Here is a 23,674-nt window from a genome sequence, read left to right as displayed (position 1 = left end):
TGCGGAGAACATTTAAATATAGGGTGTGCCCTCAACACCTTACGTAGAACTTAAATATTGAATTTTGAACTCGATAACTGAAAAATCAAAACTTTAACTCTGCTCAATTGGCAATCGCACTCGGAAAGTCGAGCCGAGTCCTTCCCCAGGACTTTCGGCCCAGACACTGCCGCCGTGGAGTTCCACGAGATGGCGGACGATCGCCAATCCCAGTCCCAGCCCGCCGTAATTGCGCGTAGAAGTGCTGTCAGCTTGGCGGAAGCGATCGAACACCAACGGCAAAAACTCCTTGCTAATGCCAATTCCCGTATCGCTGACAACGATCGAAACAGAGTGAACCAGAGACGGCCCAGACAAGATGGCGCCACCCGCCGCTCCCGGTTCCCCATCCTCCGAAAGCCTTATTTCCACGCGACCCGACGGCGGCGTAAACTTAATAGCATTCGAGAGCAAATTAGACACCACCTGCTGCAAACGAGTAGCATCGCCCCTCACCGAGCTCAGCCCTTCGCCACAAAAACTGACCAATTCAATTCCCCGAGCTTCAGCATCAAGGCTCAGTGCCTTCACGGCCGTTTCTACAATCCGCACCAAATCCACTGGGAACAGCTTCAAACACACTTTGCCGCTGACAATCCGGGAAACGTCGAGCAAATCCTCAATCATCTGAGTCTGCAACCGCGCGTTTCGCTCAATAGTCTCCAAACCCACAGCGGTTTTTTCGGCGCTCATCTGGCGCTGCCGCAGCATCTGGGCCCAGCCCAAAATCGCGTTCAGAGGCGTCCGCAACTCGTGAGAAAGCGTTCCCAAAAACTCGTCTTTAATCCGGTTGGCCTCTGCTGCTTCCCGGTAAAGCCGCGCATTGTCGATCGCCACTGCCGCATCCCGCGCCAAATCCTGCAGCAAAACCAAATCGCCCTCCCCGCAGCGGCGGCCGGACTCCCCGCACAGCAGCGAAATCGCTCCCAGCGTCCGCCCGCGAGCGATCAGCGGCACGCAGATTGCCGACAGCACCTGGGATCGCAGCACCAACTGCAGTTCCCTATCGGGCACAACCGCCTCGATCACCCATTCCGGTATTTCTGGGTAGAGCTTCGACTCCCCAGTCCGCAGCACCTTTGCTACTCCGTGCCGTCCCTGGGGGTCTAGTGGCATACGCCGATCGATTTGCCACAGCAGAGCGACTTTGCTCGGATCTGAGTGAGCAACTGCTTGCAAACGGATCGAGCCGTCGGCATCGAGCAAATGCACACAGCACCAATCTCCCAGCCCCGGTACTGTTAAATCTGCCAAACCTTGCAGCGCCTTCTCATAATCCAGGGAAGCCGACGACAGCAAAGCCAAAGCTTGAGCGCTAAAATAGGCTGTTTGGGTTGATCGCTGGCGATCGTCAATATCGGTACAAGTCCCGAACCATTTGAGAATTTGCCCCTCCGCGTCCCGCACGGGCAATGCCCTGCCCAGATGCCAGCGGTAAGCCCCGTCAGATGCGCGTTTAAAGCGGTATTCCACCTCGTAAGTCTTCCCTGTCTCCACCGAGGTCTTCCAGCTTTCTACAGCATCTTCCACGTCATCTGGATGCAGGGCTAGCTGCCAACCCCAGCCTTGAGTTTCCTCAAGCGTCAAGCCAGTATATTCAAACCAGCGCTGGTTGTAGTAGTCGAGCCAGCCGTCGGCTCTGGCAGTCCAAACTATTTGCGGGATGGCTTCAGCGAGGACGCGGTACAACTGTTCGCTGGCTTCGGCTTGGCGACGGGCGGCCTGTTCCCGCGCCAATGCCCAATTCCGCTGTTCTTCGGCCTCTTTGCGAGCGGTGATGTCGCTAATCACGCCGATCCATTTGCAGGGATTACCTTGTTTGTCAAGCACTGCTTTGCCCCGATCGATCCAGTGGAGCAAGCGGCCCCGCTGGCACTGAACGCGGTATTCCTGAAAAAATGGGGCGGCAGAACTGTCTGGCGCACTCAAATACCGATCGACTGCGGCCAAAACTCGATCGCGGTCGATCGGATGCAAGATACTGTTCCAAGCTTCTCTTGTCCTCGGAAATCCGCCTTTTTTGTACTCCAAATGTTCGTCTACGTGACCGAACCACAGCACGATACCCGTTTCGATATTCCATTCATAAATTAAATCACTGGCACTTTCTGCCGCAATCCGAAACCGCTCTTCAGACTGTCGCAGCACTTCCAGAAATTTAAAGCGTTCCGTCACATCCAAAACCAGAGACAGCACCGATACCAACTGTCCCGAATCGCTGTAAAAAGCCGAATTGTACCACTCGCAGTGTACCAACGAACCCCACTTATTATAATTGCTGTTGCGAACTACATTGCAGCGATTTTCTGGTTGTTTTAAACTATAAATTGCCGATTCTACCTCTGACAAATCGCCCTTAGAAATAAAGTTCCATTCGCTAAAATGCTTGCCTAAAACTTCTATGTTTTCCCAACCAAAAATCCTTTGTGCCGCCGGCGACCACCCGCTGAGACGAAAGTTTTCATCCCACTCAATCACCGCTAGGGGCGTATTTTCAAAATGAGAAGTGAGTTTTTGCAGCGCCTCGCGCAGGGATGCTTCTACTTGCTTGCGCTTAGTAATATCGCCAAAAGAAATAGCAATGCCATCGCCCAATTTAACGGTCATAATCCGAAACCAGCCGACAATGCCTTCGCTGTTGTAATAAATCTCGGTTTCGAGGGGAATTCCTGTTTCTAGAACTTCGACGTAACAGTCGAACAAATTGTTATCTTTATGGCCGGGCAGCACTTGCAGCAAGCGCTTGCCGATTAATTCGCCCGGGGTACTCTGCTGAATTTTTGCCGCTGCGGGATTGACGTATTCCCATTCAAAATCCACAATTGTGGATTCGTCGCGAATGCTGCGGAACACGTTAAATCCGTCTAGAGATAATTCCTGAAAAACGCGGAAGCGTTCTTCGCTTTCTTGCAACTTGTCTACAGTGTCAAGCAGGAGTTCCTCGACTCGCTCGCGCTGCGTTATTTCTGCAAGCAATTGCTGGTTAATTTGCTGGAGTTCGGTTGTGGGGAATGCGAGGGAATTTTTAATGGCAGAGTCGGCTTGCGGTCGATCGACCTTTTCAGTTCCCAGCGCCCTATTTCCTGGAAAAGAGGCCGCCCCAGCCATAGCCAAGAATTGAGAAACCCAGGGTATCAGGGACGCTACAGCCCACAAAGAGATGATAGCCGTAACGGCGGCGATCGAACTTGACAGCCCGTAGCTGGGATGCACCAGCATCCAAACTTGCATCAAGTGAGTTGTCCCCCCGCAGAAAAACCAGGCTCCCAATAGGAGAAACCCCTTGCTCAAAGGCACGTCCCGCTGCTTCCGGGCATAGTATGTCAGAAGTGCTGGAATTGAATAATAAGCCAAGGCAATTAACAAATCGCTTACCGCCTGCAGTCCCATCAACTGGGGCTGCCACTGGCAACATCCATCTTGGGGAATAAAATTGTGGTTAAATGACATAATCGAAAGAAATTGCAGCATTTCGGCTTTCCTGTGCGATCGATCATAGTTGCACTTGTGTTGCTGACCCGCTAATTTCTAGTTTATACAGAAAGAAACAGAAAACAAGAGTGACTTGAATCCGGCGATGAAAGTTCACCGCAGGTTTTAACCTGACTGCAATATTCGTACATTTATTGAGAGGCTGAGAGAGAGTGAGGTACTATAAGACCCAAGGAGGTAAAAAATGGAAGGCGAGTTTTAGAGTCCAAAGCCTAGGGAGAAACCAAGCAATTTAGCGCAATTGATGAAGCGATTATAACGACAAAAAACGGATAAAAGCACCCGACTTAAGTCGTGGAGAGATCAAAGTTTGAGATCCAAATTCAAGCTTCCAGATAAATCTGGGGAGTCAATCTAAAATCTAAAATCGACTGACTGTGCAGTTCATTCAAACCTTTTAGCTAGCAGCTTGCAAAATTCTATAAGTTCATCTTTATTAGGCCTCTTGCATAAATATTTGATTGATGGGTTAACCGCAGATTAAAAGCAAATAAACACAGATAAACCCAGATAATTCAATATAGTATGCGAATGAATGCAAGAGGTCTATTGAAGCCGTTTTTTGAGAGGTTTGCAGATTCAGAAATCCCTTCAACATAGGAGAATCGACCTCTAATTGGAGGCTCAGAAATCCTGCCGGAGCAGATTGATGCTTGGAGCGTAGCATCCCCGCCTCTCGCCCCGGAATCAAAACTAATCTGTACCTGTATCAAAGTGTACTAAATTCTTCTACTAAATCGGTTAATGTCACAGATTATCTTCCAGTAAAATTTCTGAAACCATCTCGAATTAAACCTCCATGCGCTTAGAGCAGCTTCAAGCATTTCTTTCAGTTGCTGAAACGGGTAGCTTTCAGCAAGCGGCCCGGAAGTGCGGCGTTACCCAATCGACTATTAGCCGCCAAGTGCAGGGATTAGAAGCGGAAGTGGGTTTGTCGCTGTTTCACCGCACGGCCCACGCGAAACTGACTGTGGGAGGGGAATGCCTGCTACCTCACGCTCGCAAAATCTGTCAGACTTGGCGAAATGCTGCTGAAGAGTTGGGAGATTTACGGGCAGGAAAGCAGCCGGAACTGTGCGTGGCTGCAATTCATTCGGTTTGCGCTGCTTATTTGCCGCCTGTGCTGCAAAAGTTTTGCCACGACTATCCTAACGTGCAGTTGCGGGTGACTTCCCTGGGGAGCGATCGAGCTCTGAAAGTCCTCAAAGACGGTTTGGTGGACATAGCGGTGGTGATGAACAACCGCTATTTTACTCAAGCCCCGGAAATGTTGGTTGAGGTGCTCTACAATGAGCCGATCGAGGTGTTGATGGCGGCGGGTCATCCCCTGGCCCAGTACGATCGAGTACCTTGGCCGGAATTGATTTGTTACCCGCAAGTGGTGTTTAAGGACGGGTACGGAATGCAGCGGATGGTGCAAGAACAATTTGGACGCATGGGTGCTAAACTTCATGCTGTTTTGGAACTCAACACTCTTGATGCTTTTCGGGGTGTGGTGCGACAGGGGGAATTGATTGCTTTGCTGCCGCATTCAGCTTTGGTGGACGCGAAGGGCGATCACACTTTAGCAATTCGGTTGATCGCCCAAGATCGGTCAAATTCCAAGGTTTCGGCTATCGGTCAATCAGTAGCCGATCCGACTTGGACTCGCGAAGTCGTGTTGGTGACAACTCACGATCGAATGCAAATTCCGCCGATCGCCCATTTCTGGAATCTGGTACGCGAATTTGTGCCGCCATTTGATGTAATCAAGCTAGGAAAATCAGGGAGTTAATTCGATAATTTTGAATTGAGAGTTGGGAATTTTAAATTTAAAACGATTCAAATATTACCAATTACTAACTACCACTTACTAACTACCCACTACCAACTACCAATTACTAACTTCAAAAGTTATGAGTGACGCATTTAGAGAATTGCTGCGAAAAATTGGCAGCGGAGTACACACAGGAGAAAACTTAACTCGCTCCGAAGCAGCAGCAGCCACCCGGATGATGCTGCTGGGAGAAGCAACACCAGCTCAAATCGGAGCTTTTATGATTGCCCACCGCATTAAACGGCCCACCGGTGAAGAATTAGCCGGAATGCTCGATGCTTATGAAGAATTGGGGCCTATGCTTGCCCCTCCAAACCGAGAAAAAGGGTTTTCCGTCTCTACCGTCGCCGTGTTTGGCGTTGCTTACGACGGGCGATCGCGCACGGCTCCAATTAGCCCTTTAACAGCCCTAATTTTAGCCGCTAGGGGCGTCCCAACCATCATGCACGGCGGCGATACCATGCCAACCAAGGAAGGTATTCCCTTGATTGAAATTTGGCGCGGTTTGGGAGTTGACTGGAGAAAACTGAGTTTAGAAAAAGTCCAGCAAGTTTTTGACAGTACGGGTTTAGGTTTTGTTTACCTTCCCAAGCATTTTCCTCAAGCCGCCGCTTTAGTTCCCTACCGCCGCGAAATTGGTAAACGGCCACCTTTTTCGACAATGGAGTTGATGTGGTGTCCCTGTGCCGGCGACGTTAACGTTATATCGGGCTACGTGCACCCGCCGACAGAAGGTATGTTTCAAAAAGCCTTTGAGTTGCGCGGAATCAAAAATTATACCACTGTCAAGGGATTGGAGGGAAGCTGCGATTTGCCGCGCGATCGGACTGCAATTATCGGCATTGCTAAGCCGGGTGCCGAGTTTGAGCGAGTGCTTTTAGCCCACGGAGATTACGGTTTTAGCAGCACAAATCCTCCCTTGGAATCAGCCTCTGAGTTATTAAAACAAATGCAGGAAGTGTTGCTGGGTAAACCATCGGAATTGATGCAGTCCGCTATCTGGAACGGCGGCTTTTATCTGTGGCGCAGTGGAGTTTGTTTGGATATGAGCTCGGGTTTGATTGAGGCAGAAAATTTATTGAGCAGCGGTCAAGTCGTGCAAAAACTTGAGGAAGTTAGCAAAGCCGTTAGTGTTTTGAGTTGAGAATGATTAATCGGGTTGTGTGTGCAGTGGGTACGCTACATTGAGCAGGCTTTGTACACAGCACCCTACCGAGAGAAATTTTTCTTCCTTCTTCCCTATTCCTTCTTCCCTCTTCCTTCTTCCTGACATCCGTTACATCCGTTACATAATCCGTTGCCGAACTTCCTTCTTCCTTCTTCCCTCTTCCTTCTTCCCAATGACAAATCATAAAATTGCTGTAATTGTGCTTGCAGGCGGTCAAAGTTCGCGGATGGGTAGGGATAAAGCTCTGCTGGAAATTGAGGGCAAATCCCTATTGCAGCGGGCGTTGGAAGTTGCAGCAGTAGTAGGGCCAGAAGTTTATGTTCTGACTGCTTGGCCCGATCGCTATCGATCGACCTTAACCGAAACATCCCAATTTCTGGTAGAGTACAATCCGGGCTCCGGGCCCTTGGTTGCATTGACTCAGGGATTGACAGAAATTGCCGCCGAGTGGATTTTACTGTTAGCTTGCGATTTGCCTTTATTGGATGCCCAGATTATTCAAAATTGGGCAAGTCAGTTAACCGAGTTTCCCGCATCAACTTTAGCAGTTGTGCCTTATCAAAATTCGCGCTGGGAGCCTTTGTGTGGCTTCTACCGCCAACAATCTCTGCCAAGTTTGCAAAGTTTTATTGACAAAGGGGGACGTTCCTTTCAAGTGTGGTTAAATCAAATCCCCGCAATCCCTCTACCTGTAGGGGAACGAGAAGCAGTAATGTTATCGAATTGCAATACATTAGAAGAGTTTGAGCAATTAAAAGGTAAAATGGGTAACGGTTGACGGTTGACAGTTGACAGTTGACAGTTGACAGTTGACAGTTGACAGTTGACAGACTAATGACTACTGATTAATTACTAATGACTACTGACTAATACTAATGATTAACCAATATTGGTTGCTCGATCGCAATATAACTTTCCTCAATCACGGCTCTTTTGGGGCCTGTCCGATTCCCGTACTGGAAGCGCAAACCAGTTTTCGGGAACAACTGGAAAGAGAACCCTTGCGCTTTTTAATGCGGGAATTTGAACCATTGTTGGATAATGCAAGAAATCAGTTAGCAGCATTTATCGGTGCGAGTGAGGATGACTTGGTTTTTGTCCCGAATGCAACCACGGGAGTAAATGCAGTTTTGCGATCGCTCTGTTTTTCTCCGGGCGACGAATTGCTAACTACAAATCAGGAATACAACGCTTGCCGCAACACACTTAATTTTGTAGCCGAGCGTACAGGTGCTAAAGTAATAGTAGCAGAAGTCCCCTTTCCAATTGAGTCACCCGACCAAATTATTGAAGCAATAATTAAGTGCGTTTCACGGCAAACAAAGTTAGCTTTATTAGACCACGTTGTCAGCCAAACAGGTTTAATCTTTCCCATCAAACAATTAGTAGGCGAGTTAGCTAACCGTGGCGTGGATGTGTTAGTAGACGGAGCTCACGCGCCGGGAATGGTAGCGCTGAATTTAGATGAAATTGGCGCGGCTTACTATACGGGAAATTGCCACAAGTGGCTGTGCGCGCCCAAAGGTGCGGGCTTTTTATACGTGCGACGCGACAAGCAAGATGCCATTCGGCCAACTACAATCAGTCACGGTGCTAACTCGCCGCGCGCTGATAAATCACGCTTTCAACTAGAATTTGACTGGATGGGAACTGTCGATCCGAGTCCTTATTTGTGCGTGCCTGTAGCTATTGATTTTATGGGTTCTTTATTGAGCGGCGGCTGGCCGGAATTGAGGGCCAAAAATCATGCTTTAGCATTGGCGGGGAGAAAAATATTGGCCGATAAATTAGATTTGCCGCTGCCTTGTCCTGATGAAATGGTGGGTTCAATGGCTGTTGTGCCACTGGCAGACTCCCAATCTGATGCGGTTGCAAAGGGAGGAATTCCACCTTTGCAAGAGGCGCTGTGGGAGATTTTTAAAATAGAAGTTCCGGTGATTCCTTGGCCGGATGCTAGTAAGCAGTTGGTGAGGGTTTCGGCTCAGTTTTACAATACTTTGCCGCAGTACGAATATTTAGCTAAGGCGCTGGTTGAGCTGACGAGAATTTGAGCGCGAGCTTTCCGAAAACAAACATAACACCCAACTACAAACAGTTATAGGTTTGTAGTTAGGGTGTAGTTTTCATAATTGTGGTGAATACAGAGTATTCGTCCTTACTACCCACATAATAATTGTTATAAAACAAGGCACAATTTGATCGCAAAATCCGGCAACGAATAACCTTTAACGCTCTTTAAATTTGCCACCATTTACCTCAACTCAAAAAAAGTCAAAAAAACAGCTCTCAATCCCGATAGCCCTAGATTTCGCCAATCCACCCAATCCTAATAAAGTTTGTAAATAACCCGCGAAATTTCCTAAGTTAAAACAGGGTTGTCAAATCGGATAGCGCACAACTTCCGCGCAACAGAATATAATGTATCAACACTTGCATTTTCGCAGACAAAACAAAGGAAAGGAAAAGAGGAGAATACCATGTCCAATGCCATGATGGTAATTTACCCCTATCGCGAACAGTACACCTGGGTTTTTGACGACGAGCGAGTCGGACTTGTCCGAGAACCATTTGTTCAGGGCGTCCCCGAAATGATTAACGCGCTCGTCGCAGACATTCCCAATGCCGATCGAGGTTTCCGACTTTTATTTTCCGCCAACCCATTTCCCGGATATCAAGCAGAAATGCTGTGGTTGAAAGCAGAATACGGCGGTAACTGGTATCGGTGGGAATCCAAAAATCTCGAAGGCTGGCTGTGTCCGGCTATGTTCAAATACTTTCGAGAAGCACCGCCCAAGTTTTACTGCCAAGCTGAAAAACTGCAATAATCAACAGCAAGTCAATGAAAAACTTGTCAATTTTTAAAAGAAACTTTGTTAAACCAGTCGATAAAACCTCTCGAAAAAAGCCTAAATTATTCCTGTATATATTTGGGCTATTTTTCCTAGTTTTCACAGCCGCCATCTCCGCCGCAATCGGGGCAATTACCGCCCTGTTAGCTCCCGTGGAACCGCCAGTTATCAGTAGAGTCTTAGAGGCTACTGGCTTTAACTATTCATCATCCAACTCTGGATACCGCCTATCGCGCCCAGTTAATATCTTGATATTGGGAATTGACCGCGTGCCGGAAGCTGCAGCCAATGGCCCTAAGATGTTTAACGGTCGCAGCGATACAATCCTCTTATTCCACCTCGATCCTAGAGATAAATCTATTAGTTTGCTTTCTGTTCCGCGAGATACTAAAGTCGAAGTTCCCGGAATTAGCGTCAGCAAAATTAGCGAAGCCAATGCCAGGGGAGGAGCAGCTTTGGCGACGCGATTGGTTAGCAGTATGCTGAACAATACGAGAATTGAAAGATACGTGCGAGTCAGCAGCAGTGCGTTTCGGGAATTAGTCGATTTGTTGGGCGGAGTTGAGGTATTTGTACCTCGCGCAATGTCCTATACAGATACCGCCCAAAAGTTAAAAATAAACTTAGCCAAGGGATGGCAAACTCTCAACGGAGAACAAGCAGAACAATTTGCTCGATTTCGCAACGATGGTTTAGGAGATATTGGTCGCATTCAGCGACAGCAATCTTTAATTCAAGCTATTCGGAACCGCCTCACAAGTCCATCAGTATTGGTGCGCTTGCCACAAATTGTTCGATTGATGCAAAAATATGTGGATACAAACCTAAATTATGAGGAAATATTGACCCTGGCAAATTTCGGTTTGCAATTGGAGCGAGAGAATTTTAAAATGGTAATGTTGCCGGGAAGTTCTAGTTCAGAACAAGCCGATTTGAGGAGTTATTGGATTTTAGATGCGATCGGGCTCGATCGCATTATCACACAATATTTCAACCAGAGCGTGCCGGATTTTGCACAAGGACGATTTCGCAATCCAACCGAGTCTGTTTTGCCCAAAAACCTCAAAATAGCTGTCCAAAACGCTTCTAATAAACCAGCAACCGCAAAAACCGTTGCTGAATTTCTCAGAAAAAAGGGCTTTTTTAATGTATCTGTAGTGCAGGATTCACCGGAGAAGCAGCGTCAAAGTCAAATTATTGTTCAGCAAGGCGATTTAGAGGCAGCGAATCTACTGCAAAAAGAGTTAGGCGGCGGTAAAATAGAAGCATCTTCTACCGGTGAAATCAATTCTGACTTGACACTTCGCGTTGGCGAAGATTGGGTAAAACGATTTTAATTAGTCATGAGTCAATTACCATGAGTGCAATATCTGTGAAAAGTGTCTTCCGAATTTTCCTGAGCCTGTTTGTAAGTTTAGTGTTGGCTTTTGGGTGGGTGCTGCTGAGTGCTACTCCGGCATTTGCCCTGCCGAAAACAAATATTAATTACACAAATATTAATTTGTCCGATCGCGATTTCTCCAATTCTGACTTAGCGGGCGGAACATTTGTCGCGGCCGAAATGCGGGGAACCAACTTTCAAGGCGCTGATTTAACTAATGCGATTTTGACTAAAGGAGTTTTGCTGAATGCCAACTTGTCAGGTGCCAACCTCTCCGGTGCTTTAGTAGATAGAGTTACATTCGACGGCGCTAATTTGACGAATGCGAATTTTTCAGAGGCAATTATGACTCGAACTCGGTTTTATGATGCGGCAATTTCCGGCGCTGATTTTACGGACGCGATTATCGACGCTTATCAAGTTACTCTCCTGTGCGAGAAAGCAGATGGTGTCAATCCCGTGACTGGAGCTTCTACCAGCGAAAGTTTGGGATGTCCGTAGCAATTCACACTTAAAAAAATCCCTGGCTAATTATTTGATTAAATGCACCTGTAGCGAGGTAAAATACACACATTAAAGCCCCTCTCCTGCAAGGCGAGGGGTTTGAAAAAAATTCCAAGTGTCGGCTCTATCGAGCGCTACAAATGCCTGTGCTGGCAGTACCAACTACCAAATCGGAATTCAAAAGCAAATCTAAATCGGTGTCGGGATTAACAGCATACAAATCGACTTTATCTCTACCCAAAAACACCCCGATCAAAGTCCCGATTCCCGCGCCCCCCAGCACCTCTTCAGTCGCGATCGCCCGATCGCCCGTAACACCTGCGATCGCCGCCGCTGCTGCTGCACCCAACGCCGTATTCTTAACCAGATTACCAACATTAACGCCCTTGGTAACAGTTTCTTTCCTAGTAATCAGTTGCGAAGTGGCCACCAGAGGCACTCTGCTGCCGTTGATTATACTTAATTCTTGAGCCACAAACTGAACGCCCGAAGCAGTCGATCGCAATTCGCCGCTAATTTTCGAGCCTTCGGGTATCAGCACTTGGCCATTATTACCCGTGATATCCGCAGCCACAGTCAGCGTAATCGGAGACTTGTCATTGGGGCCGAGCAAAATCTTACCTTTTGCATACTCGATTGGAATAGTCACCCCGCTGGGAATTTTCACAGCCACAGATTCGCTAACATCAATCTTGGCAATGTAAGGAGAATTAATTGCTCTTGCTTGATTGGTACTCACCAATGTTTGATAGATAAAAGCAGCTACTTCAGCTCGCGTTGCTGACTTGTTGGGTTTGAGAGATTTAGGATTGGGATAGCTGACAACCAACTGTTTTTCAGTAGCAGCAGCAACGCTTTTTACAGCATAACTTTGAATCTCACCCGCATCATTATAGTAGTTGAGAACATCTTGAAAATCGCACGTAGGCTCATAGCCCATTCCGTTATTTAAAGCGACTACAACTTGAACGCGAGGAATCTGCTGTGTCGGCCTGAAAACATTGCCGGGATAGCCAGACATCCATCCCATTTCGTAAGCTTCGGCGATCGCCCCGCTTGCCCAAAAATTAGACGGAACATCGGCAAACCCCACAGCAGCGCGGGTTTTTGCCTTTTTCACAGAACGGATCATTGCCGCGAATTCAGCCCGCGTTACCGGTGCATCCGGGCGGAAAGTGCGATCGGGAAATCCTTTGATAATTCCTCTTTCTGACAAATCTTGAATAAAGTCTTTTGCCCAGTAGTTATTATTAACATCCGAAAAAGCTGTCTGAGCAAAAGCAGGCGCGGGAGTTAGCATGGGCGCTGCGGTTCCGGCAACTGTTCCCAGTGTTAATAAAACAGATGTACCAGATTTAATGCGATGTAATACAGACATTTTTGATTCTCCAATTTACACATTTTTTTATTGAGGAGAACTAAGCTTTTGAGAGGCTGATTGATTCGGTTCAACTTGCTTTTTCCCTCTGTTATGTAATCATTATTGAAGCATTTTACTTCTGGTGCGGGGAAGATACGGTCTTTTAAAATAAATATTTTGATGCTTGTTTTGGAATTTTAAAATGCTTAAATTCCTTAAAATCCTTATGTTGCTTATCTCCCTTATCTACCTTGTGTCTGCAATTAACAGGATTTAGGGACAAAGCCGAAAGCCGTTTGATATTAGTTAACTATATTAACTGAGATATTGCACCATTCTCAATAAGCTTTTTATGAACAGGCAAGATGCCTGTTCCACAAGAAAATTCACTCTTTGTGGAACAGGCATCTTGCCTGTTCTTGAGAATGGTGCAAGATATGAGTTAACTAAAAGTGAATATAATTGACTCAATCGAGAAATACCTGTTTGTTGCTTATGAGTAGCCTGACGTTTGCCTCTGCCCATCAGCTAGCGCGAATGATTCGCGATCGCCAAGTCTCTGCCGTCGAAGTTCTCGACGCTTACCTTACTCAAATCGCAAAGCATAACTCGCAATTAAACGCCATTTGTACGCTGGATGAAGACAATGCCCGTACTAGAGCAAGACTTGCCGATGAAGCCCTAGCCAGAGGAGAAAACTGGGGTGCTTTACATGGGGTTCCCATCACGATTAAAGACATTTTTGAAACAGCCGGACTCCGCACCACAGCAGGCTATATTCCCCTCAAAGATTATGTGCCTCAACAGGATGCAACTGCTGTTGCGAGATTGCGGGCAGCAGGTGCTGTCATCATGGGAAAAACCAACATGGCGGAACTAGCTGCAGATTATCAAAGCACAAATTCTCTGTTTCCACGGGTGAATAATCCTTGGCATCTTGACTACACACCTGGGGGCAGTTCTGGAGGGAGTGCCGCGGCTGTCGCAGCCGGACTTTCACCGTTAGATTTGGGCAACGATTTCGGGGGTTCGGTGCGTCAACCCGCTCATTTCTGCGGCATATATGGTTTAAAGCCGACCGATCGCCGTATTTCTACAGCAGGGCAGATTCCTGAAGTGCCGGGAATGCCACTGTCTATTCGGCAAATGATGACTGTGGGGTGTTTTGCTCGATCGCTCGAAGACATCCGGCTATGTTTTTCCTTAATTGCAGGCGCGGATCTGCGGCGTCCTGATGTCGGGCCGGTTCCGCTCGATCGACCCTCTGGCAAGCCTTTGCAGCATCTCAAAATCGCTTGGAGCGATGAATGGGCCGAAGTTCCCGTTGCTTCTGAAATTCGAGCAGCTATGGAGTCGATCGTGCAGACACTCTCTCACGCAGGTGTCCAAACCGAACGCTGGCTTCCCAAAGACTTTGACCTTTCAAACATATTTAATCTCTACGGACGGGTTTCAGCATACCTCAATGTCTACGCTCAACCGCAGGATAGATATAATATCCGTCGCAGTTTGGAGTTGCTTTTCCGTACAGCAACCCAGGGCGATAAGGAACTCCGAAAATTGGGAGATTTCAGCAGATTCCTACCTGAGATATTGAATCCAAGTTTGAAAGGATATTTCGAGGCACTCACACAGCGCGATCGCTTCACAGCCTATATGGATGAGGCTTTGGAACCCTGGGATGTCTGGCTTTGTCCCGTTGCGGCAACCGCTGCGTTTACCCATCGTCGCGCTTGGAGTGCCGTTGACATTAATGGCAGATCCTATCCTCATGCAGTGGCAAACGGAACTTACACGATACCTTTTAATCTTAGCGGACATCCTGCCGTCATAATTCCAATTGGACAAACTCAAAATGGTTTACCGATTGGAATGCAAATTGTTGGTAAGCGGTGGCGTGAAATGGATTTGTTGGCGATCGCAAGTGCGATCGACAAAGTGGTTGGTGGCTTGCAACACCCTCCTGGTTACTGAGCATTTTATCAAGTTTCACTTGATGGTCAAGAATACAATCAGTGTTAGGGTGCGTCAGGTTTGAGATTTTCCATTTGCACGGAAAGTATGACTCTGACGCACCGTTTTTTGCGGGCGTGCGTCAGTTGTGAGATTGTTAGTTTGTAGCGAAAATAATGCTAGCTGACGCACCCTACTTGATTGTTACTGATGTCTAATGACTGATACTTGCGATCGGCTCCCAACTCGTTGCATCTTCAAATAAAGATTGATACCCCGCTGCATTGGGATGGAGACCATCCGAAGTTAGACACGAACTACACCAATCACTGCCGCGATCGATCCATTTATCAAAAATATCTAAATAGGGAATTTCCCGCAACTCACAAGCTAATTTGGTTGCTTCCTTGTACCGATATTGGTCAGCATGACTGTAATACAAACAATCTTGAAAAGGCATTTTACTTTCATCCACCGGCACCATCCCGACAAATATTACCGGGCAAAGTTGTTGGGATAGGTTTAATAAATTATCCAAAACAGTTTTAAAATGTTCAAAATCAGTATAGCTGCGCCCCGTCGGTGACTGCACCCTCGCCGAATCGTTGAGGCCGACGGAAAGTATCATAGCATCCGGGACGCGGTTTCTGAGCTCGCCCCGGTGGCGAAACTCGTTTTCGAGCCGCTGGGAGACTTGATAGGTGCGATCGCCCCGAACGCCCAAATTGTATAAAACGTGTCCTGCACTCTCCGGTAACATCCACTGGCGCCGCAATCTTTCCACCCAGCCACCGCCTACACCGTCGCCGAAACCGTAGATTAAGCTGTCGCCGAAAGCAACCAATTTGAGGGGATGAGAATTTACCCGATGCAAGTTACCAAAGGAATAGGCTGTTGCTGCCTGCATAAGCAATGATACTCAGTTAATAAATTATGAATCTTGACATACTAGACTAGAATGTAACATTACATAAAGTAGGGAGTCTCATGGCTAATAAGCGTCCACCCTTCGATTCAACTCAGCTTACCCGTCGGGCGGAAGAGTTGATTAACGGTGCATCCAACCGCTATCGGATTACGGTGCAGGTGGCGAACCGCGCAAAACGCCGTCGCTATGAAGATTTTGACAATATGGACGACCATCAAATGAAACCTGTAATGCGGGCGATATTTGAGATGTCGGACGAACTGACTCAGCCGGAAATTATCGGAGACATCTAGACTTTGGGAGTTTTGGGTTTTGAGTGGTGAATTGCGAGCAATTTTTGTCAACTCAAAACTCACAACTTTTTCCAACTAGACTTGGGCGCACGGGACGAGAAACCCGGTTTATTCCTAGTTCCCTCGTTAACAAAACTCTGATTTTTCTAATAAACCGGGTTGAGGAGTGTAAATCCTAAAATTAGAAACTAGGACATCTGCTTGGGGGTAAGTTTATGAAATTATTCTATTTTTGAAATTTTTGTCAAAACCGTGAATATATTAAAGCAGGGCTTAAGTTTTCTGTTGGTTACTTTGAGTGTAGCGATTTTCACGCTTTTGAGTTGGGTATTGGAATCCGGGGAACTGAGTCTGTCGGCTTTGGAACCTTCGCTGCTGCGGAGTTCTGAGTCTGCCTCAGTGCAGCGGGTGGCTCAACAATCTGCACCGCCGCAAGTGAGGGTGCAAGATGCGTGGAAATTTGTGTACGAAAAATTGCCGGATTTCCCGATCGAGAATAACTACATTTCCAAGGAAACAGGAAAAGTCGATCCTACTAATACTTTAGTCGGGCGGTTGATTCGATATCACGTATTTGTCAAAGGACGGCCGCCCAATTACCGCTTAGATTGGAAGTTGACTTTAGCTGACTATTTGGGGGCGACTCCCGATTATTTGGTGGAAAGTGTGTATCCCGGAAACGACGTTTTGCGATCAAATCCAATGGAACAGGATCGTGGTGCTATTCAAAGGTTAAATAGATCACAGCGGGATGCTTTGGTTCAAGCTTTGGTTGATGTTTTTACGGAGAATTCCGAGCGTGGGCCCACACCGGCGGCGGGGGAAAAACCACAAGGGCGATCGAATTCGCCGGAGATATCGCAGCCGCAGCCGGGAGATGCGAAGTTGCTGGCACCTTAATACTCAGGAATGCAGAAACCTGGTTTTTTACGGAAATACTGCATCCCGGCCTTTGAAAATGGTAAAAAACCCGGTTTCTTTCGTATTTATGGGTAATATCAAATCTGTTAGCATCGGAATTATTCCTATCTCTATTCTCGACATCTGCGTGAATCAGCGTCAATCCATTGTCATCTGCGGCCTGAGAAATTATCTTTTTTTTACCACCGCAGATACAGGCAGATGCAACACAGATTAACGCAGATGAATTAGATCAATTTCGGTTTCACCATCGGGAATTGTTGACCCTTCGGCTTCGCTCATGGCTTCGCTGTTGACGGGATTTGACTCTTCCGATGCAACCGGAATTGATATAAGTCCTACTAATCCAAAATCTAAAATCTAAAATCTAAAAACCCTCAATGGTGGAACGTGTAATTAAGACTGGTAGCGGATGGCGTTTGGGATGGAACCCGGAGGCGGAGGAGTTTAAGGGTTTGGTGGCTGGCGACGGTTGGGCGATCGAACTAACGGAGGCTGAGTTGAACGATTTTTGCCGATTGTTGGGGCAATTAGCCGGCACAATGAGTCAGATGGCCTCTGAGTTGATGGACGAGGAAAAAATAGCCATTGAAGCCGAAAGCGATTTGCTGTGGGTGCAGGTGGAAGGCTATCCCGAAGCTTACAGTGTGCAGTTGATCTTGAATGCTGGCCGTCGCTGCGAGGGTTTTTGGGCGGCGGCTGCGGTTCCGAGTTTGGTGCAGGCTGCAAAAGTTTTAAAAGTTTTTTGACTTTTTTGGGAATTCTATGCTAAGCTATTAAAGCTGTCGGGGCGTAGCGCAGCTTGGTAGCGCACTACTTTGGGGTAGTAGGGGTCGTGGGTTCAAATCCCGCCGCTCCGATAGATGGAATCCTTATTTTATAAGGGTTCCATTATTTTTACTAGATAAATCGTAGGTTACGCATTCTCAATAAGGGGCCGACAAAGGGTGACATACTCAGACAGAAAGTGCGATAAATCAGGGATATGCCAAAAGGCTCAGTAAATATAGAAGTTTTCAAAGATCGGTTACGGCTTGCCTGGTCATGGGAGGGGGAAACGCTTCTGGCTCTATCTCGGTTTGCCGGATTCGATCGTCAACCGTAAAGCCGCTTCCATCAAAGCTTGACATGACCAGTGGGAATTTTGACCCATCTCTGGCAAAATACAAACCCCAGAAACAAGAATCCATCTCTGTTTCTGACCTGTTTCACCAATTTATCGAGTACAAGCGCCGGAAAATCGAGCCTGCTACTTTCGCTAAATATCTTGGACTTCAAAAACACGTTTCTGTGTTTTTCAACAACAAAACAACAATTTCTGTTTCTGAAAATGTTGCTGAGAAATTTAGAGATTGGCTATTATCCGATCGCTCCCTTGAACCGGTGACGGTACGCGAACGGATTGTGATGATGAACGCTTGCTGGGAATGGGCACAGAAAAAGAAGCTGGTTCTCGAAAATCCTTGGGAGGAAGTCAAAGTCTCGGTCGCGCCCAAACAGCGCCCAGAACCGTTCACGCTGAAAGAAATAAGCGCGATCGTCCAGAAATTCCGCTCTGACTCAAATCTGACACATTATGCGGACTATGTGGAATTCAAATTTGGTGTTGGGCTCCGCACCGGTGAAGCAGCAGCGCTTCTCTGGCGACATTGCTCCCAAAACTGCGATCGCACCTGGATCGGAGAAAGTTTGAGCAATCGTGATCGGAAAGCAGCCAAGCGGAATAAAGATCGCACCGTGCCGCTAACAGCACGGCTGCAACAACTACTGCTCGATCGCCGAAAAGAGAATCAGAAACCGGATGATTTAATTTTCACCAGCATTGAAGGCAGAGCGATGGCGTACCGCCCCGCAAGCTACGACTCCAAAAATTTCTGCAATCGCTACTGGAAACCTGCGCCTGCATCCCTTGGAATTGATTATAGAAAACCTTACAATACCCGACATACGCTAATTTCGCATGGTTTGGAATCAGGCATGAATCCTGTTTCGATCGCAGCCCTTACCGGCCACGATGTCCGCACTCTCTACGAAAATTATGCCGGACTTGTCAACCCGCCAAAACTACCAGATTTGTTCCCTGTTTTCGACCCGGTTTCTGATGTTGACTGTCCGGTTTCTCACCGAGATACCTCTCCATAAATTTCTGATGATCTGGATGATTGATATCCCCACCACAGGTTATCAATTGTTTAATCAGTTGTTGATTGTATAGAATTTTTCCGCCAGGATTTCTACCCCAGTGAATTCCTTCTATAAGTCTGTTTTGTTGTCTGTGCTGAAGAAGGTTTCGATCGCTACAATTAAGGAATGAAAATTTAATAACATAAGCAAGGTATAATAAACAAATGAGTGAATATCAATTAATTGATATTTGAATTTCTTGGTCAAAACTTATCCTTTTTCGATATTCACCCTGTTTTTGTCGCTAATAATTGGTTGGTTGATTCAAGTAATTTTCTCCCGGTAAATTTATGTATTACTCCTCTGAAATTACTGCTCAGATGCGGAAACTTTATCAATCTTTATCGGAAAAAGATCGACGAAGATATGCAGCAATAGAATCCCAAAAACTTGGCTGTGGTGGAATTAGTTACATAGCGAGAACTTTATCAGTAGACAGGAATACAATAGCCAAAGGCATTAAGGAATTAAAAAGTGAATCATAGACTACCTTTAATCAACAAAGAATTCGTCAAAAAGGAGGAGGAAGAAAAACTAGCGATTCTCAGATACCTGGTTTGAATGAAACTTTTTTAGAAGTCTTAAAAAATTATACAGCAGGAGACCCAATGGATGAGAAAATCAAATGGACTAATCTCACTCAACAAGAAATAGTTTAAGGCCTGAAACTTCATGGCATAACAGTCAGCGTGACGGTTGTTCAGAAATTATTAAAAAAGCACGGATATGTGAAACGTCAAGCTCAAAAAAAACAAACAACAAAAATCACAAATAATCGTAATCAACAATTTGAAAATCTTGCCACAATTACTGAAGAGTATGAGTTACAGGGAAATTCTATCATTATTATGGATACCAAAAAAAGGAATTTATTGGAAATTAATATCGCTCAGTAACTCTGTATACTACCGAAACAGTTACCACATTTGACCATAAGTTTTTCAGTTTGGCTGATGGCCAAGTAGTGCCTCATGGAATTTATGATGTGCAACATAACCGAGGATATTTAAGCCTAGGCACAAGTAAAGATACGAGTGAATTTGCTTATGAATCGATTAAATCATGGTGGATAAATTACGGAATCTCTCTCTACCCTCAAGCAGGTTCAATTTTGATTAAATGTGATGGAAGTGGCAGTCATAATTCTAATCATTATATCTTTAAATCGGATTTATAAAAATTAGTCAACGTAGCTCCATATAAAAATCAAAATAGCACATTATCCTCCTGATGAATCCAAGTACAATCCTATTGCAAATCGCTTATTTCTTCATGTAACGAGAGCTGGTCAAGGAGTGATTTTTACCAGCCTTGAGTTGGTCAAAGAACTCATGGAAAAAAACCACACAAAAACCGGACTTTCTTTGGTAGTAAATGTGCTTGATAAAATTTATCAAACTGGTCAAAAAGTAGCTGATGGATTTAAGAATACCATGAAAATTATTTTTGATAAATATTTGCCAAAATGGAATTACCGTGCAGTTCCGACAATTGAGTAGATATAGCAATCCTAAATCATTTGTGAATTTCTTACTCCCTCCCCTTGATAAGGGGAGGGTTGGGGTGGGGTAAAAAGTTTACGACTCCTGCAAGGATTGCTATAGTGGAGTTATTAAATTTTCATTCCTAAGTTGCTGGCAAAGTTGAAGTAGCCGTAGGGTGCGTTGCCGTTGACAATCCCTAAGTTTGACAGACAATCTCACAGATCCGCATCTGACCAACAGGGCCCAGACACAACACTCCAGTGCCCTCCGCCCAAAACTTTTTTTGTAGCAATATTTTGTAGAAATCGTATTAAATAACAAACAATGAATTCACAACTTTCGACGTTTTGGAGCTTACCAGCCGATCGGGTGCTGACTCAGGTGAAGTCTACGCCCGCAGGTTTAAGCAGTCAGGATGCTCAACAACACCTGAGCGAATACGGTGCGAACAGCCTGAAACAGAAACAGCAATCGAACTCACTGACGCTGTTGCTCAATCAGTTTAAGAGTCCGATTATTTTAATTCTGATTTTTGCCGCTGTGCTGTCGATATTTCTGAAAGATGCGGCAGATGCGATCGTCATTTTGGCGATCGTCCTAATTAGCGGATTATTAGGATTTTGGCAAGAAAGGGGAGCGACAAATGCTGTTGAAAAATTACTGGCATTGGTGCAAGTAAAAGCAACGGTGTTGCGGGATGGTAAATCTCAAGAAATCCCCAATGAAGAGGTGGTTCCGGGTGACATTGTGTTGCTTAACGCTGGCGATAGTATTCCCGGTGACTGCCTGATTTTAGAGTCGAAAGATTTGTCAGTGAATGAAGCGGCGCTGACTGGGGAAACTTATCCGGCTGACAAACTTAGTGGCGTTTTGCCTGCTGAAACTGATCTCGGTAAGCGCACTAACATCCTTTATATGGGTACTAATGTTATCAGCGGTACTGGCAAAGCAGTGGTGGTGCATACCGGAAAGGAGACTGAGTTTGTTGACACTCCTCGGCTATCAGGCGCGAGGATTCTTGCTTGGGCCAGTCGATTTGCTCGTTGATGTCACCACCAATGAGTAGAGCTCGTTCTGTCCGATCGCGTTAATTTCGGTGTGCCCCACCGTATTCAAAGTGATTCCTGCACGGGCTTTCAATCCGAGGGCCAAAATGTTGAGCGCTGCGTTGTGATCTCTGTCTAATACCGCGCCGCATCCACAAATATGGGTTCTGATCGACAGCGATTTTTTGACTCTATTGCCACAGGCTGAGCAATCTTGAGATGTGTACTGAGGAGCAACAGCAACAACCATTTTGCCGTACACTTTTCCAAAGTATTGTAGCCACTGAGCAAACTGATTCCAAGCTGCATCGCTAATTGATTTAGCAAGCTTATGGTTCTTGACCATATTCCTCACCTGCAAGTTTTCGTAGGCTACGAAATCGCTAGATTTTACTACGCACAACGCTGTCTTAATGGCGAAGTCTTTGCGCTGCCTACTAACTTTAAGGTGTTTTATTCCTAACTTGTTAATCGCTTTTTTACGATTACTAGAACCTTTCTTCTTTCGGGAAACTCGTTTCTGCGCTCTCTTTAAGGCTTTTTCGCTTTTGCGAAGATAGCGAGGGTTAGGGATTGTCTCACCATTACTGTCGGTATAGAAATGGTTCAATCCGACATCTATTCCAATAGCTTTACCTGTGGGAATAGATTCCTCTGCCCGTTCCACATTGATGCAAAACTGAGCATAGTAGCCATCAGCGCATCGCACAACCCTAACTCGCTTAATTTCACTAGGAGCATAGAAATGCAAGTCTCGACTACCGACTAATTTAAACGTCCCAGCAGCAAAACCGTCCGTAAATGTTAGGCATCTTTTGTCGGCAGAAAGCTTCCAACCTGATGTCTTATACTCTACTGAGCGAGTGTGTTTTTTAAACTGCGGGTATCCTTTTTTCCCTGGCTTTTGGGCGATGCAATTAGCGAAGAAACGTTGAATAGCAAAAATGGCACGTTCGGCCGAAGCCTGACGTGCCATTGAGTTAAGTTTTCGGGCCCATTCAAACTCTTTAGCCATGACGGCGCATTGTTTGTACAGGTCAACTAACTTAACTCCTTGATTGTCGATCCAGTACCTAAGAGCTTTGTTTCTGACAAACTGAGCTGTACGGATCATCTCGTCGATGACCCGATATTGCTGTGCTTTGCCTTTTAACTTCAACTCTAATACAATCATGAAATGATCCTATCACGTTTATAGAACCCATTTGACATCTTTGAGTTTTTGGGTTGGGTGACGAGAAATACCGAGAGAAACCCGGTTTCTGATATTTACGATCATGGCGAGAAACCGGGTTTCTACGAGTTTTTGGGTTGGATGACGAGAAATACCGAGAGAAACCCGGTTTCTGAGATTTACGCAGAATAGATCTCAAATGGGTTCTATAGAGTTTTGTGTCTATAAAATAAACTATTTGAAAATTCTTTACATTATGCGATCGCAATTAAAGCCGTCCTATAAGAACGGGGCTTTGACCCAATTTTTTGGTAAGCTGAGAAGAAAAACATGATTACTGTCCACCACTTGAACAACTCTCGCTCCCAGCGAGTGCTCTGGCTGCTAGAGGAACTCGACCTAGAGTATGAAGTCAAGCGCTACGAGCGCGACCCGAAAACAATGCTCGCTCCCGCGTCGCTGCGTGCAGTGCATCCACTGGGCAAGTCTCCCGTGATTACCGATGGTGCGCTGACTCTGGCTGAATCCGGTGCGATCGTCGAATACTTAGTTGAGCGTTACGGTGGCGGACGACTCGCTCCAGAGCTTGGCACGCCGGAACGGTTGCGATACATCTACTGGCTGCATTATGCTGAGGGCTCTGCGATGCCCCCGCTAGTGTTGAAGCTAGTCTTTAACCAAGTCGAAACAAGTCCGATGCCGTTTTTCGCTCGACCGATCGCGCGGGCAATTGTGGCTCGCGTCAATAAATCGTTCATTGATCCTCAAATCGCACTGCATCTGGGTTATGTAGAAGCAGAACTTGAGAAAAGCTTATGGTTTGTTGGTAGTGAGTTCACCGCAGCCGATATTCAGATGAGCTTTCCATTGGAGGCGGCGGCTGCACAGGTAGGGTTGGACAGCAGCCGACCGAAACTGATGGGATTTCTCGATCGCATTCATGCACGTCCCGCATACCGCCGTGCATTAGAACGTGGCGGGGCATACGATCTGCTGAATTAAGTGGAAATCCTTTCCTAAACTGAGGTGAAGCGTTCAGCCCGAAACCATTGTTAATAATGCTGGAAAGTCTGTGATGCATT

At 46.3% G+C, this 23,674-nt stretch carries 22 protein-coding genes and 1 tRNA gene; 18 read left to right on the top strand and 5 right to left on the bottom strand.

Annotated features, from left to right (window positions below; translation table 11 throughout):
• Positions 1-93: 93 nt before the first annotated feature.
• Complete coding sequence (locus tag QUA58_RS11165) at positions 94-3,510, bottom strand: PAS domain S-box protein (protein WP_333394070.1); 3,417 nt, start codon at positions 3,508-3,510, stop codon at positions 94-96.
• A gap of 820 nt (positions 3,511-4,330) precedes the next feature.
• Here QUA58_RS11165 and QUA58_RS11160 point away from each other — a divergent pair.
• The gene (locus QUA58_RS11160; RefSeq protein ID WP_333251283.1) at positions 4,331-5,305 is read left to right on the top strand and encodes a LysR family transcriptional regulator; all 975 of its coding nucleotides are present in this window, start codon (positions 4,331-4,333) and stop codon (positions 5,303-5,305) included.
• A gap of 121 nt (positions 5,306-5,426) precedes the next feature.
• The gene (locus QUA58_RS11155) at positions 5,427-6,491 is read left to right on the top strand and encodes an anthranilate phosphoribosyltransferase family protein (RefSeq protein WP_333251285.1); all 1,065 of its coding nucleotides are present in this window, start codon (positions 5,427-5,429) and stop codon (positions 6,489-6,491) included.
• Here the strand turns inward: QUA58_RS11155 and QUA58_RS11150 are convergent.
• Positions 6,475-6,699 (bottom strand): hypothetical protein, encoded by a 225-nt coding sequence (locus QUA58_RS11150; protein ID WP_333251288.1) that lies wholly within the window; start codon positions 6,697-6,699, stop codon positions 6,475-6,477. The genes QUA58_RS11155 and QUA58_RS11150 overlap by 17 nt on opposite strands.
• Here QUA58_RS11150 and QUA58_RS11145 point away from each other — a divergent pair.
• The 5 genes from QUA58_RS11145 (at position 6,688) to QUA58_RS11125 (ending at position 11,246) form a co-directional block, all read left to right on the top strand.
• Entirely contained in the window at positions 6,688-7,293 is a 606-nt protein-coding gene (locus QUA58_RS11145) for a molybdenum cofactor guanylyltransferase (RefSeq protein WP_333251291.1), read from the top strand. The genes QUA58_RS11150 and QUA58_RS11145 overlap by 12 nt on opposite strands.
• A gap of 97 nt (positions 7,294-7,390) precedes the next feature.
• The gene (locus QUA58_RS11140) at positions 7,391-8,566 is read left to right on the top strand and encodes an aminotransferase class V-fold PLP-dependent enzyme (RefSeq protein WP_333251294.1); all 1,176 of its coding nucleotides are present in this window, start codon (positions 7,391-7,393) and stop codon (positions 8,564-8,566) included.
• Between the two features lie 426 nt (positions 8,567-8,992).
• Positions 8,993-9,340: a DUF6717 family protein gene (locus QUA58_RS11135; RefSeq protein ID WP_333251295.1), complete on the top strand. Its 348-nt coding sequence runs from the start codon at positions 8,993-8,995 to the stop codon at positions 9,338-9,340.
• A 14-nt stretch (positions 9,341-9,354) separates the two neighbouring features.
• Entirely contained in the window at positions 9,355-10,701 is a 1,347-nt protein-coding gene (locus QUA58_RS11130; protein WP_333394068.1) for an LCP family protein, read from the top strand.
• Positions 10,702-10,721: 20 nt separating this feature from the next.
• Positions 10,722-11,246: a pentapeptide repeat-containing protein gene (locus tag QUA58_RS11125; protein WP_333251300.1), complete on the top strand. Its 525-nt coding sequence runs from the start codon at positions 10,722-10,724 to the stop codon at positions 11,244-11,246.
• A gap of 127 nt (positions 11,247-11,373) precedes the next feature.
• Here the strand turns inward: QUA58_RS11125 and QUA58_RS11120 are convergent, their stop codons facing one another.
• The gene (locus QUA58_RS11120) at positions 11,374-12,627 is read right to left on the bottom strand and encodes an S-layer homology domain-containing protein (protein WP_333394066.1); all 1,254 of its coding nucleotides are present in this window, start codon (positions 12,625-12,627) and stop codon (positions 11,374-11,376) included.
• A gap of 477 nt (positions 12,628-13,104) precedes the next feature.
• On the opposite strand from QUA58_RS11120, the gene QUA58_RS11115 reads away from it, so the two are divergent.
• Complete coding sequence (locus QUA58_RS11115; protein ID WP_333394064.1) at positions 13,105-14,583, top strand: amidase; 1,479 nt, start codon at positions 13,105-13,107, stop codon at positions 14,581-14,583.
• 193 nt (positions 14,584-14,776) lie between these two features.
• Here the strand turns inward: QUA58_RS11115 and QUA58_RS11110 are convergent, their stop codons facing one another.
• Positions 14,777-15,469, bottom strand: a complete 693-nt coding sequence (locus tag QUA58_RS11110; protein WP_333394061.1) for a GDSL-type esterase/lipase family protein — start codon at positions 15,467-15,469, stop codon at positions 14,777-14,779.
• 80 nt (positions 15,470-15,549) lie between these two features.
• Here QUA58_RS11110 and QUA58_RS11105 point away from each other — a divergent pair, with 80 nt between their 5' ends.
• From QUA58_RS11105 to QUA58_RS11065, 9 genes are all read left to right on the top strand, one after another.
• Positions 15,550-15,783, top strand: a complete 234-nt coding sequence (locus QUA58_RS11105) for a DNA-directed RNA polymerase subunit omega (RefSeq protein ID WP_333251308.1) — start codon at positions 15,550-15,552, stop codon at positions 15,781-15,783.
• 252 nt (positions 15,784-16,035) lie between these two features.
• Positions 16,036-16,683 (top strand): hypothetical protein, encoded by a 648-nt coding sequence (locus QUA58_RS11100; RefSeq protein ID WP_333394059.1) that lies wholly within the window; start codon positions 16,036-16,038, stop codon positions 16,681-16,683.
• A gap of 401 nt (positions 16,684-17,084) precedes the next feature.
• Positions 17,085-17,453: a DUF1818 family protein gene (locus QUA58_RS11095; protein WP_333251312.1), complete on the top strand. Its 369-nt coding sequence runs from the start codon at positions 17,085-17,087 to the stop codon at positions 17,451-17,453.
• A 37-nt stretch (positions 17,454-17,490) separates the two neighbouring features.
• A tRNA-Pro gene (locus tag QUA58_RS11090) sits at positions 17,491-17,564 on the top strand.
• 268 nt (positions 17,565-17,832) lie between these two features.
• Complete coding sequence (locus tag QUA58_RS11085; protein ID WP_333394057.1) at positions 17,833-18,846, top strand: tyrosine-type recombinase/integrase; 1,014 nt, start codon at positions 17,833-17,835, stop codon at positions 18,844-18,846.
• Positions 18,847-19,550: 704 nt separating this feature from the next.
• Positions 19,551-19,784 carry an ISAzo13-like element transposase-related protein gene (locus QUA58_RS11080; RefSeq protein WP_333394129.1) on the top strand — a complete coding sequence of 78 codons (234 nt, stop codon included), beginning with the start codon at positions 19,551-19,553 and terminating at the stop codon, positions 19,782-19,784.
• A 68-nt stretch (positions 19,785-19,852) separates the two neighbouring features.
• On the top strand, positions 19,853-20,065 hold the full coding sequence (locus tag QUA58_RS11075) for an ISAzo13-like element transposase-related protein (protein WP_333251365.1): 213 nt from the start codon (positions 19,853-19,855) through the stop codon (positions 20,063-20,065).
• Positions 20,066-20,087: 22 nt separating this feature from the next.
• The gene (locus tag QUA58_RS11070; RefSeq protein WP_333276469.1) at positions 20,088-20,387 is read left to right on the top strand and encodes an ISAzo13-like element transposase-related protein; all 300 of its coding nucleotides are present in this window, start codon (positions 20,088-20,090) and stop codon (positions 20,385-20,387) included.
• Positions 20,388-20,696: 309 nt separating this feature from the next.
• Positions 20,697-21,419, top strand: coding sequence for an HAD-IC family P-type ATPase (locus tag QUA58_RS11065; protein ID WP_333394055.1), 723 nt, complete (start codon positions 20,697-20,699; stop codon positions 21,417-21,419).
• Here the strand turns inward: QUA58_RS11065 and QUA58_RS11060 are convergent.
• Complete coding sequence (locus tag QUA58_RS11060) at positions 21,375-22,592, bottom strand: transposase (protein ID WP_333251319.1); 1,218 nt, start codon at positions 22,590-22,592, stop codon at positions 21,375-21,377. The genes QUA58_RS11065 and QUA58_RS11060 overlap by 45 nt on opposite strands.
• A gap of 330 nt (positions 22,593-22,922) precedes the next feature.
• Here QUA58_RS11060 and QUA58_RS11055 point away from each other — a divergent pair, with 330 nt between their 5' ends.
• Positions 22,923-23,594, top strand: a complete 672-nt coding sequence (locus QUA58_RS11055) for a glutathione S-transferase (protein WP_333394053.1) — start codon at positions 22,923-22,925, stop codon at positions 23,592-23,594.
• Positions 23,595-23,674 lie beyond the last annotated feature (80 nt).

This window comes from Microcoleus sp. N9_A1, assembly GCF_036701795.1.
In the GTDB taxonomy this organism is placed as follows: Bacteria; Cyanobacteriota; Cyanobacteriia; order Cyanobacteriales; family Microcoleaceae; genus Microcoleus.
The sequence above is the reverse complement of the archived record's forward strand: the minus strand, read 5'-3'. Positions and strand labels throughout refer to the sequence as shown.

Coding starts and splice junctions, on each gene's coding strand:
- QUA58_RS11165 (WP_333394070.1), bottom strand. CDS start 3,510: ATGCTGCAATTTCTTTCGATTATGTCATTTAACCACAATTTTATTCCC.
- QUA58_RS11160 (WP_333251283.1), top strand. CDS start 4,331: ATGCGCTTAGAGCAGCTTCAAGCATTTCTTTCAGTTGCTGAAACGGGT.
- QUA58_RS11155 (WP_333251285.1), top strand. CDS start 5,427: ATGAGTGACGCATTTAGAGAATTGCTGCGAAAAATTGGCAGCGGAGTA.
- QUA58_RS11145 (WP_333251291.1), top strand. CDS start 6,688: ATGACAAATCATAAAATTGCTGTAATTGTGCTTGCAGGCGGTCAAAGT.
- QUA58_RS11150 (WP_333251288.1), bottom strand. CDS start 6,699: ATGATTTGTCATTGGGAAGAAGGAAGAGGGAAGAAGGAAGAAGGAAGT.
- QUA58_RS11140 (WP_333251294.1), top strand. CDS start 7,391: ATGATTAACCAATATTGGTTGCTCGATCGCAATATAACTTTCCTCAAT.
- QUA58_RS11135 (WP_333251295.1), top strand. CDS start 8,993: ATGTCCAATGCCATGATGGTAATTTACCCCTATCGCGAACAGTACACC.
- QUA58_RS11130 (WP_333394068.1), top strand. CDS start 9,355: ATGAAAAACTTGTCAATTTTTAAAAGAAACTTTGTTAAACCAGTCGAT.
- QUA58_RS11125 (WP_333251300.1), top strand. CDS start 10,722: ATGAGTGCAATATCTGTGAAAAGTGTCTTCCGAATTTTCCTGAGCCTG.
- QUA58_RS11120 (WP_333394066.1), bottom strand. CDS start 12,627: ATGTCTGTATTACATCGCATTAAATCTGGTACATCTGTTTTATTAACA.
- QUA58_RS11115 (WP_333394064.1), top strand. CDS start 13,105: ATGAGTAGCCTGACGTTTGCCTCTGCCCATCAGCTAGCGCGAATGATT.
- QUA58_RS11110 (WP_333394061.1), bottom strand. CDS start 15,469: ATGCAGGCAGCAACAGCCTATTCCTTTGGTAACTTGCATCGGGTAAAT.
- QUA58_RS11105 (WP_333251308.1), top strand. CDS start 15,550: ATGGCTAATAAGCGTCCACCCTTCGATTCAACTCAGCTTACCCGTCGG.
- QUA58_RS11095 (WP_333251312.1), top strand. CDS start 17,085: ATGGTGGAACGTGTAATTAAGACTGGTAGCGGATGGCGTTTGGGATGG.
- QUA58_RS11085 (WP_333394057.1), top strand. CDS start 17,833: ATGACCAGTGGGAATTTTGACCCATCTCTGGCAAAATACAAACCCCAG.
- QUA58_RS11065 (WP_333394055.1), top strand. CDS start 20,697: ATGAATTCACAACTTTCGACGTTTTGGAGCTTACCAGCCGATCGGGTG.
- QUA58_RS11060 (WP_333251319.1), bottom strand. CDS start 22,592: ATGATTGTATTAGAGTTGAAGTTAAAAGGCAAAGCACAGCAATATCGG.
- QUA58_RS11055 (WP_333394053.1), top strand. CDS start 22,923: ATGATTACTGTCCACCACTTGAACAACTCTCGCTCCCAGCGAGTGCTC.